Raw genomic sequence first — 8,033 nt, forward strand, 5'->3', positions numbered from 1 at the left:
AGATTATGTTCAAACTAACTAGTAAACTGGCTTTTTCTAATCTGGTCAAAAACCGCAGTCTTTACTATCCTTTTGCTTTGGCAACGCTGGTGGCAACGGCCATTCTCTACAGCTTTGTCTCGTTGGCTTACAGTTCCAATATGGAGGCTTCCTATGGCGGTGCGGCGGCGCGTTCGACCCTGCAGTTCGGGATCTGGGTCATTCAGATCGCTGTTCTCATTCTCATCACCTATGCCAATAGCTTTGTCATGAAAAACCGCTCCCGAGAGCTGGGAGTCTACAGCCTGCTGGGCATGGAGAAAAAGCACCTGCTGGTCATGACTTTTTTTGAGCTTTTCTACTTTGCCCTGCTGACAGTCGGCCTGGGGCTGGGCTTGGGGCTTATTTTGGACAAGATGCTCTATGCGCTCTTGCAGAAGTTTATGGGCATGCAGGTGGTGATTGCCTCGACCTTTCAATGGAGCAATGTGCTGCTGGTTCTTATCAGCCTGGGCCTTGCCTTTGGCGTTATCCTCTTGCTCAACTCGACCCGCCTCCTGCGCTACAGCTCGCTGCATCTGGTCAAGGAAAAGAAAGCTGGGGAGAAGAAGGGGCGTTTCCTGCTGCTGCAGACCATTCTGGGTCTGGGCCTGATGGGAGCAGCCTACTATATCGCCCTGACGGTGACACATCCTGTATCGGCCTTGGTCATCTTTTTCTGGGCGGTGCTCATGGTCATTTTTGCGACCTACCTGCTCTTTAATGCAGGCTCGATTACGCTCTTGAATTTCCTCAAGAAGCGCAAGGGCTACTATTATAAGACGGAGAATTTCATCTCTGTGTCCAATCTCATTTCCCGCATGCGCAAGAACGCAGCAGGGCTGGCGACCATTTCTATCCTGTCCACCATGCTGCTCGTGACGCTGGTGGGAACGCTCAACATTTACATTGGCGGACAGGACTATCTCAACGGTCTCTACCCAAAAGATTACAATATCAGTCTGGGCTTGAGTAAGCCAGAAGAAGTTTCCAGCTTTTCAGAAAAGGTCAAGAGCCTGGCTCAGGAAGCCGGCCTCAAAGACCCGAGCTATACAGATTATCTCTATCAGCTGACCTATCTGACCCAGCTGTCTGGCAATCAGCTGACTGCGACGGACAAAGTAGATGCGAGCCTCATCTCGAGTGCAGCCGGTATCCTGATGCTGGTCAATCGTGAGGACTATGAAAAAATGACAGGCCAGTCGCTGGAGCTGGCAGATGATGAAGCAGCGATTTATGCGAAAAATGTTTCCTTCCAACAAGATCAGCCCCTGCGTGTCAATGACAAGGACTGGAAGATCAAGCAAGTCCTGAGCGAGAACTTTACTTACGGACAGCTACCGGTAGACTATGCCATGGTGTCGGATAAAAACATCTATATGGTGGTCAACGACATCAACCAGGTCGGTCTTCAGACGGGCTATAGCTACTATATGGGCATCCAATCTGAGACCAAGGAAAACCAGACATTCCAGACAGCCAGCCAAAACCAGCTGGCAGAGCTGTCAGAGGCTCAAGGCGGCGGGAACTTTAACGTGACGGTCCGTGCATCAATTGAGCGCGAGTACAAGGGATTGGTAGGAACCCTTCTCTTCATCGGTGTCTTTCTTTCTATCATCTTCCTTTTAGGAGCTGTTTTGCTTATTTATTACAAGCAAATCTCTGAAGGCTACGAGGACCGGGAAGGTTTTGTCATCCTGCAAAAGGTCGGTCTGGATGAAAAGCAGACCAAGAGCACGATTCGAAAGCAGATTTTGACCGTCTTCTTCCTGCCTCTTATCTTTGCCTTCTGTCACATTGCGGCAGCCTTTCACATGCTGCGGCTGATTGTGGCCTTGCTGGGCGTGACCAACGTTCCGCTGTTGATTCAGATTACCATCGGTACCTGCGGTATTTTCCTGCTGGCCTATATCCTGGTCTTTCTTCTGACTTCCAGAAGCTATCGCAGGATTGTCGCCCGCTAATAAGCTTCCCTGACCTCTGGTCGGGGATTTTTTGATGTCTGGATTTTTACCTCTCATCTCCCTCATTTTACCGCTTGTCCAAAAAGCTGAGATTTTTCAAAAAAGAACTTGCTATCATAGTCTCAGAAGTAAAGAAGAGGAGAGAATATCATGTTAGTTCAAACGCAAAATCTGACAAAAGTTTATGGCGGCAAGGTGGCCGTCAATGGTCTGAATCTGGAAATTGAGGCTGGCAGTTTTACGGCTGTCTTGGGCCCTAATGGAGCAGGCAAGTCCACGACTATTCAAATGCTGATAGGGCTCTTGCAGCCGACGTCAGGGCAGATTGCTTATGCGGACCAGATCAAGCTGGGCGTGGTTTTCCAAAACAGCGTTCTGGATGATCAGCTGACCGTCATGGAAAATCTGCAGATCAGAGCCAAGCAGTATAAAAATGTGCAAGCCGGAAAAATGGAAAAACTCATCTCCCAGCTGGGGCTGGCTTCCTTTGCCAGCCAGCGCTACGGCACACTCTCTGGCGGCCAGAAGCGGCGGGTGGACATTGCCCGGGCCCTGCTTAACAGTCCCGACCTGCTCTTTCTGGATGAGCCGACCACAGGCCTGGATATTCAGACTAGATCCAGCATTTGGGATTTGCTGAGAGAGCTGCAGCGGGAAGAAAAGATGACAGTGGTCCTAACGACTCATTATCTCAATGAAGCGGATGATGCGGATAAGATTTACATCGTGGATCACGGCCAAGTCATTGCGGAGGGTTCTGCCGACCAAATCAAGCGGGACTATGCCCGCAGCTGTCTGCGGATTCTGAGTCGGGAGGTTCCCCTTTTGAAGGAGCTCTTGGCGGCTTATGACTGCAAGGAAGCTGGAGAGGATGAGCTGCTCTTTTATCCTGAGACCACCCAGCAGACCCTGAATCTGCTCAATCAGGCTGCTCCTTATATTGATGAATTTGAATACCAGCCCGGCACGATGGATGATGCCTTCATGGCCCTGACAGGAAGAGAGGTACGCTAAAAATGTCAGCATTAATCAAACGCAATTTTCTGCTTTATTTCCGCAACCGCAGCGGAGTGATTTTGTCCCTTCTGGGAGCCCTGATTCCCTTTGTCCTTTATCTGATCTTTCTGCGAAATAATATGAAAGGTCATTGGGATGCCAGCAGCCATGCAACGGAGATGTTGGACTTCTGGCTGATGAGCGGGGTTTTGGCTGTTGCAGGTCTGACCACCACCCTGTCTGCCTTTGCCCGGCAGGTCGAGGACCGGGAGCGCAGGGTCACGGATGACCTCTTTATCACGGACTTGGGCCAATGGGGCCTACAGCTCAGCTATCTGATCAGCAGCCTGATTATTGGCTTTGTCATGCAGGTTCTCATGTTTGCTTTTATGCTGACCTACTTTATGCTGGCGGACAAGATTTCCTTTGACTGGGGTCTCCTGCCCCAGTTGGCTCTCCTCATGCTGGCCAACAGCATATTAGCTAGTCTTCTTAATGCCTTGCTGGTTCGCTTCTTTAAGTCAGTGGATTCTTTGGGCAGGTTTGCGACGGTTATGGGCGCGGCTTCTGGTTTTCTGGTGGGGACCTATATGCCCATCGGCGTCCTGCCTAATCTGGCCCAAACCATTATGAAACTCACTCCCTTTACCTATATGGCTTCCCTCTTCAGGCAGGTCCTGATGAAGGGGGCTCTGGCTGAGGTCTTTGCCGGCAAAAGTCAGCTCCGGCCGGAGTTTGAAAAACTCATGGGCATCCGGCTGGACTGGCAGGGGCTCTTGACAAGCCAGGAGACTTTCTATATAGTGGGGGTAGTGATTCTCGCAGCGGCCTTGATCTGGGGCGGGCAAAACCTGCTGCTGAATCGGCGCGTGAAAGTAAGAGTATAAAAAGTCGGAAAGAGGAGGACCAGGCTTGCGGACAAAATTTGAAGAGGATTCCCATATTTCCTCCAGCGACCCGCTGGTGGTCGTGAGAGCGGATCAGCTGGCTGGCCAGGCCAAGGATATCATGGACTATCTGGACCAGTATAAGGCCGGCCCCAGCGGAGTCCTGCCCATCAAGTCAGATGATAAGCTGGTCATGCTAAAGACTGAGGACATTATCCTAGCGGACATCAACCAGACCACGCTGATGATCTACAGCACTGAGGGCGTCTATGCCACGACAGAGACCCTGACCCGTTTTCAAAACCGGCTCAATAGCCGCAATTTCATCCAGGTTTCCCGGCATGCCGTCATCAACATCGACCATCTGGAATCCCTTTCTGACAGCTTTTCGGGCAATATGGCAGCCAAGCTGACCAATAATATCAAAACCGAAGTCAGCCGCCGCTATGTCAAGCTCTTGATGGACTATCTGGGCATTTAGGAGGGAACTATGAATTATCTGAAAAAAATGATTTCCGCTATTCAAAGCGGCTTGCGAACGGGCAGCTTGGTTTACTTGCTAGCCCTGCTCCTCTCTATCCAAAAATCACCCCTTTCTCATGGCAATATCATCAGTGTTCTCGTGATGTCTGGCCTAGCTGGTCTCTTGACGCTCATCTTTGAAGCATCGGACCGCGTCCCTTTTCCCATTCTCCGTTTCCTTCATTTTATAGGAACAGCTGGTCTGGCAGCCGGCATGATGGTCTACAATGGCTGGGGAGATTTAGTTTTCAGCTGGAGTTTCGGGCTGTCTTTTGTCCTTATCTATCTCTTCGTCTGGCTGCTGGTCTATGTGGACTCTGCCCTTAAGACCCGAAAGATTAATGACGCTCTGGCAAAACGTCGGAAAAATAAAGCTAATACTCTTTGAAAATCTCTTCAAACTATGTCAACGGCGCCTTGCCGTACTTTTGACACTTCCTATCGGTCTTTTATCTGCAACCTCAAATAGCCCCCGGACTATCTGAGCAGCCTGCGGCTTGTTTTCGACGCTGTTTGTTTTGAAACGATTATTTTCAAAACAAACAGTTAGTGCGGGAGTTAGAGCAAGTCCACTAGGATTGCTCGTGACATGATGAGCAATTTATTTGCCATCATGTCTGCTCCTGCCTAGTTTGTTCTTTGATTTTCTTTGAGTATAAAAATAAATAATAGTAATCAGATTTCGAGAGGAATCTGATTTTTTAATGTGATTGTAAGGAAGCAGCCCCGCACACCCAGCTGTACAGAAGTCAAGAGATGATGCCATCCCTGCATTTCAACCGCTTATCTCTCTGTCAGGACCGTTTATGGAAAAAGCCGGGATTTTTCCTCCTTAGCCTGTTATCATCAGGGCAAGCTTATTTTAAATGAGAGGGGAAAATATGTGTACAACTTTTTCACTTAACAAGGACCACTTGGTCGGTCAAAATTATGATTTTTACTTTGGTCACGGCTCTATCGTTTTCAATCCCAAGGATCTGAAGAAATACACGCCGGTCCAGCCGCCGCAAAAGCCCCTGACCTGGCTCAGCTCCTTTAACAGCCTGACTTTTAACCAGTTTGGCTGTGAGTTTCCCACGGGTGGCATGAATGACCAGGGTCTGGTTGCGGCCATTATGTTTGACGAGGATGGGATTTTTCCAGAAGAGGAAGCCAGCAGCGGGCTCAGCGAGCTCCAGTGGGTCCAGTACCAGCTGGACAATTTTGCGACCGTGGCGGAGGTCCGAGACCATCTGCCTGAGACCCTGCCCTTTGCCCAGTTCATGCCGCTCCACTATACCCTGGCCGATGCCAGCGGCCAGTCTCTGATTGTCGAATTTGCCGATGGTCAGCCAGTCCTGCATGATGATCAGGATTTTCATGTCCTGACCAATACCAATCTGGAGCGCACCCAGCAGGAGGCCCAAGATCCGCCCCAGACCATTGACAAGGACCGGGACCTGTCTGTCCGCCGCTATGCTAGCCTGATGGCTGATTTTGCAAGGGATAAGGAACAGACGGCTGATGTTGATCAGGCTTTTGATTATCTGAATCGGGTGGCCTTTCTCAATCAAGAGGATAATATCGGCTTTAACTTCATGCTGCAGGAGGAGGTTCCTGTCTACACCTACTGGTCGATCGTCTACGACAGCCAGCAGAAGCAGGTCTACCTCAAGACCTATGACCACCCGGCTCTTAAAGTCTTTTCTTTGGAAAAAATGGCAGAGCGTTACCAGAGGATTTCTATGCTGGATATCGAGACCAGTCAGGCAGGCGATCTTAGTCAGGCCCTGCAGCCTTTTGATCCGGCCCTCAACCGCTCTATGATAGCACAGAGCTATTCTCAGCTTGCGCCAGATCTGCCCAGTCAAGTCCTCGACTGGCTCAGCACCTATCCCCAGACCTTCCGCAGGAAGGGCGCATTGATGCAGTCTCTCCGCAGGCTTTGGGGGCGGGCCTAATAAGACCATAAAAGGAAACAAGAGACAGAGAGGAAGCTGCCTATGTTTAGAATCTTTTGTAAAATGATTTTCAGAAGCATTGCATTTGCTGTTAAGGATTGAGAAAAGAGAAGGGAATGAAAAAAATCTATTTTTTATTGGTATATCTCAATCTGGAAGGAAAGCGAATCTGTATCTGCCAAACTCTTGAAGATTAGGGTGATATCAAGATTCCGCCGCGCATATATAAAAATAGCCCCCTGAGTCATGCTCAGGGGGATGCAGTTAGAATCTGTATTTACAGGACAGAAATTTTTAGACTAGAATCCCAGTCTGATGTGCGGGAAGTGGTTGTAGAGGTAGTCAAAGGTTGACTGGAGTTTGGTATCTGTTGTTTTGCCAATGTTTTTGATAGGCATTTGGTATTTCTTGTTATTGGAACGGATAGCAATCAGGGTTGAATTTCTGTTTGAGACAACAAAGCTGCGGCGCATGGTTATGATATGGTGGTAGAGATGGACCACGTCATTCAGATCAACTGCCTTAAAGCCATTGTAATAGCTAATCAAATGGTGCTTGTAGATGATAATCTTCAGCACCTCATCATGGTAGCTGGCATTTTCCAGCAGAATATTGAGGTTGTCCTTGGCTTCCGGATAGACTGCATAGATTTCATCGTAGGCCTGAATGTTCTTCCTGCGGCCGATAATCCCCAAAATGATAAATAAAATACTGATTCCGACCATGAAGAGCAGCATCCAGGTATGCTCAAAACTGCTGGCTTGGTAGCGGGAAATGGAAACATAGGTATCCGTAGCTAAATAGTTTGACACTCCGTCAAATTCAGCGCCTACGCTGCGGATGAGGCTGCTGTAATTGCTGATTCTGTCCTTTGTTTTGGAGTTTGAACTGATATATTGGCCGATCACGCGGACGGGTTTGTCAGCTAATTCCCCCTTTTGGGCCTTTTGGACAATGTCTGCGACTTGTGAGTCATTCTTTTTGGCTTGGAGAGCGGAATAGCCATCCTTGTACTGAATCAGCCAAACCTCCGTATTGTCATCAACATCAATAACAGGCTGCTCGGAAATGTTGTAAACATCAACATAAACCGTTTCATCACTGGTCTTGGTGCTGTCTCCGGCATAGGCAGTCTTAGGATTGGCCTCGCTGTAAAGCATGTAGCCGAAAGTAACTGCTGGAATGAGAAAGAGTGCAGCGACAATCACCAGAGCAACCATTCCCTTGTTGCGTTGTTCTTTAAGCATGAGTAAACCTCCAATTTAATCTGGATTCTTTGAAATTCAAAGTACCCTAACGACTCTAGTATAACATAATTGCTTGACAAATGTAAATAGGGTGTTATAATATGAATGAATAGAAAAAATGATTCATTCAAATAATCAGAAAGCAGGGCAGAGGAGATGGAGAAAAAGGCAGAATTGCTGGCTGCAGCGAGGGAAGTCTTCGCCGAAAAAGGCTACAAGGCCGCTGGGATTTCTGATATAGCTAAAAGAAGCCATATGGCTGTAGGATCCTTTTATAAGTATTATGAGTCCAAAGAAGCTGTTTTTCTGGATGTTTATGTGGCGGAGAACAGCCGCATACGAGAAGAAACGATGCAGCGCGTGAATTGGCAGGACAAGCCTGAAGCGGTTGTTGAACAGCTCTTTGCAGTGACTTTTGAGTTGATTTCGCCCAATAAAATTCTGGCTGAGTGGAACAAG

At 48.5% G+C, this 8,033-nt stretch carries 8 protein-coding genes; 7 read left to right on the forward strand and 1 reads right to left on the reverse strand.

What is annotated here, in order from left to right; genetic code table 11:
• Nucleotides 1-5: 5 nt before the first annotated feature.
• From STRDD11_RS04375 to STRDD11_RS04405, 6 genes are all read left to right on the forward strand, one after another.
• Nucleotides 6-1,982: an FtsX-like permease family protein gene (locus STRDD11_RS04375; RefSeq protein ID WP_128835778.1), complete on the forward strand. Its 1,977-nt coding sequence runs from the start codon at nucleotides 6-8 to the stop codon at nucleotides 1,980-1,982.
• Nucleotides 1,983-2,132: 150 nt separating this feature from the next.
• Nucleotides 2,133-2,996 (forward strand): ABC transporter ATP-binding protein, encoded by an 864-nt coding sequence (locus STRDD11_RS04385; RefSeq protein WP_128835780.1) that lies wholly within the window; start codon nucleotides 2,133-2,135, stop codon nucleotides 2,994-2,996.
• A 2-nt stretch (nucleotides 2,997-2,998) separates the two neighbouring features.
• A complete protein-coding gene (locus STRDD11_RS04390) occupies nucleotides 2,999-3,865 on the forward strand; it encodes an ABC transporter permease (protein ID WP_128835785.1) in 867 nt (288 codons plus the stop codon).
• A 25-nt stretch (nucleotides 3,866-3,890) separates the two neighbouring features.
• A complete protein-coding gene (locus STRDD11_RS04395) occupies nucleotides 3,891-4,346 on the forward strand; it encodes a LytTR family DNA-binding domain-containing protein (protein ID WP_128835787.1) in 456 nt (151 codons plus the stop codon).
• A gap of 9 nt (nucleotides 4,347-4,355) precedes the next feature.
• Nucleotides 4,356-4,775 (forward strand): DUF3021 domain-containing protein, encoded by a 420-nt coding sequence (locus tag STRDD11_RS04400; RefSeq protein WP_128835790.1) that lies wholly within the window; start codon nucleotides 4,356-4,358, stop codon nucleotides 4,773-4,775.
• Between the two features lie 493 nt (nucleotides 4,776-5,268).
• The gene (locus tag STRDD11_RS04405; protein WP_164828371.1) at nucleotides 5,269-6,327 is read left to right on the forward strand and encodes a linear amide C-N hydrolase; all 1,059 of its coding nucleotides are present in this window, start codon (nucleotides 5,269-5,271) and stop codon (nucleotides 6,325-6,327) included.
• A gap of 299 nt (nucleotides 6,328-6,626) precedes the next feature.
• On the opposite strand, the gene STRDD11_RS04410 is transcribed toward STRDD11_RS04405, so the two are convergent.
• Nucleotides 6,627-7,574 (reverse strand): hypothetical protein, encoded by a 948-nt coding sequence (locus STRDD11_RS04410; protein WP_128835796.1) that lies wholly within the window; start codon nucleotides 7,572-7,574, stop codon nucleotides 6,627-6,629.
• A 156-nt stretch (nucleotides 7,575-7,730) separates the two neighbouring features.
• On the opposite strand from STRDD11_RS04410, the gene STRDD11_RS04415 reads away from it, so the two are divergent.
• Nucleotides 7,731-8,033: TetR/AcrR family transcriptional regulator (locus tag STRDD11_RS04415; RefSeq protein WP_164828372.1), on the forward strand; the 303-nt coding region annotated here is incomplete at its 3' end.

It is taken from the genome of Streptococcus sp. DD11 (assembly GCF_001578865.1).
Classification (GTDB): Bacteria; Bacillota; Bacilli; order Lactobacillales; family Streptococcaceae; genus Streptococcus; species Streptococcus panodentis.

Excerpts from the sequence above, each read along its gene's own strand:
- STRDD11_RS04375 (WP_128835778.1), top strand. The coding sequence starts at position 6 with ATGTTCAAACTAACTAGTAAACTGGCTTTTTCTAATCTGGTCAAAAAC.
- STRDD11_RS04385 (WP_128835780.1), top strand. The coding sequence starts at position 2,133 with ATGTTAGTTCAAACGCAAAATCTGACAAAAGTTTATGGCGGCAAGGTG.
- STRDD11_RS04390 (WP_128835785.1), top strand. The coding sequence starts at position 2,999 with ATGTCAGCATTAATCAAACGCAATTTTCTGCTTTATTTCCGCAACCGC.
- STRDD11_RS04400 (WP_128835790.1), top strand. The coding sequence starts at position 4,356 with ATGAATTATCTGAAAAAAATGATTTCCGCTATTCAAAGCGGCTTGCGA.
- STRDD11_RS04405 (WP_164828371.1), top strand. The coding sequence starts at position 5,269 with ATGTGTACAACTTTTTCACTTAACAAGGACCACTTGGTCGGTCAAAAT.
- STRDD11_RS04410 (WP_128835796.1), bottom strand. The coding sequence starts at position 7,574 with ATGCTTAAAGAACAACGCAACAAGGGAATGGTTGCTCTGGTGATTGTC.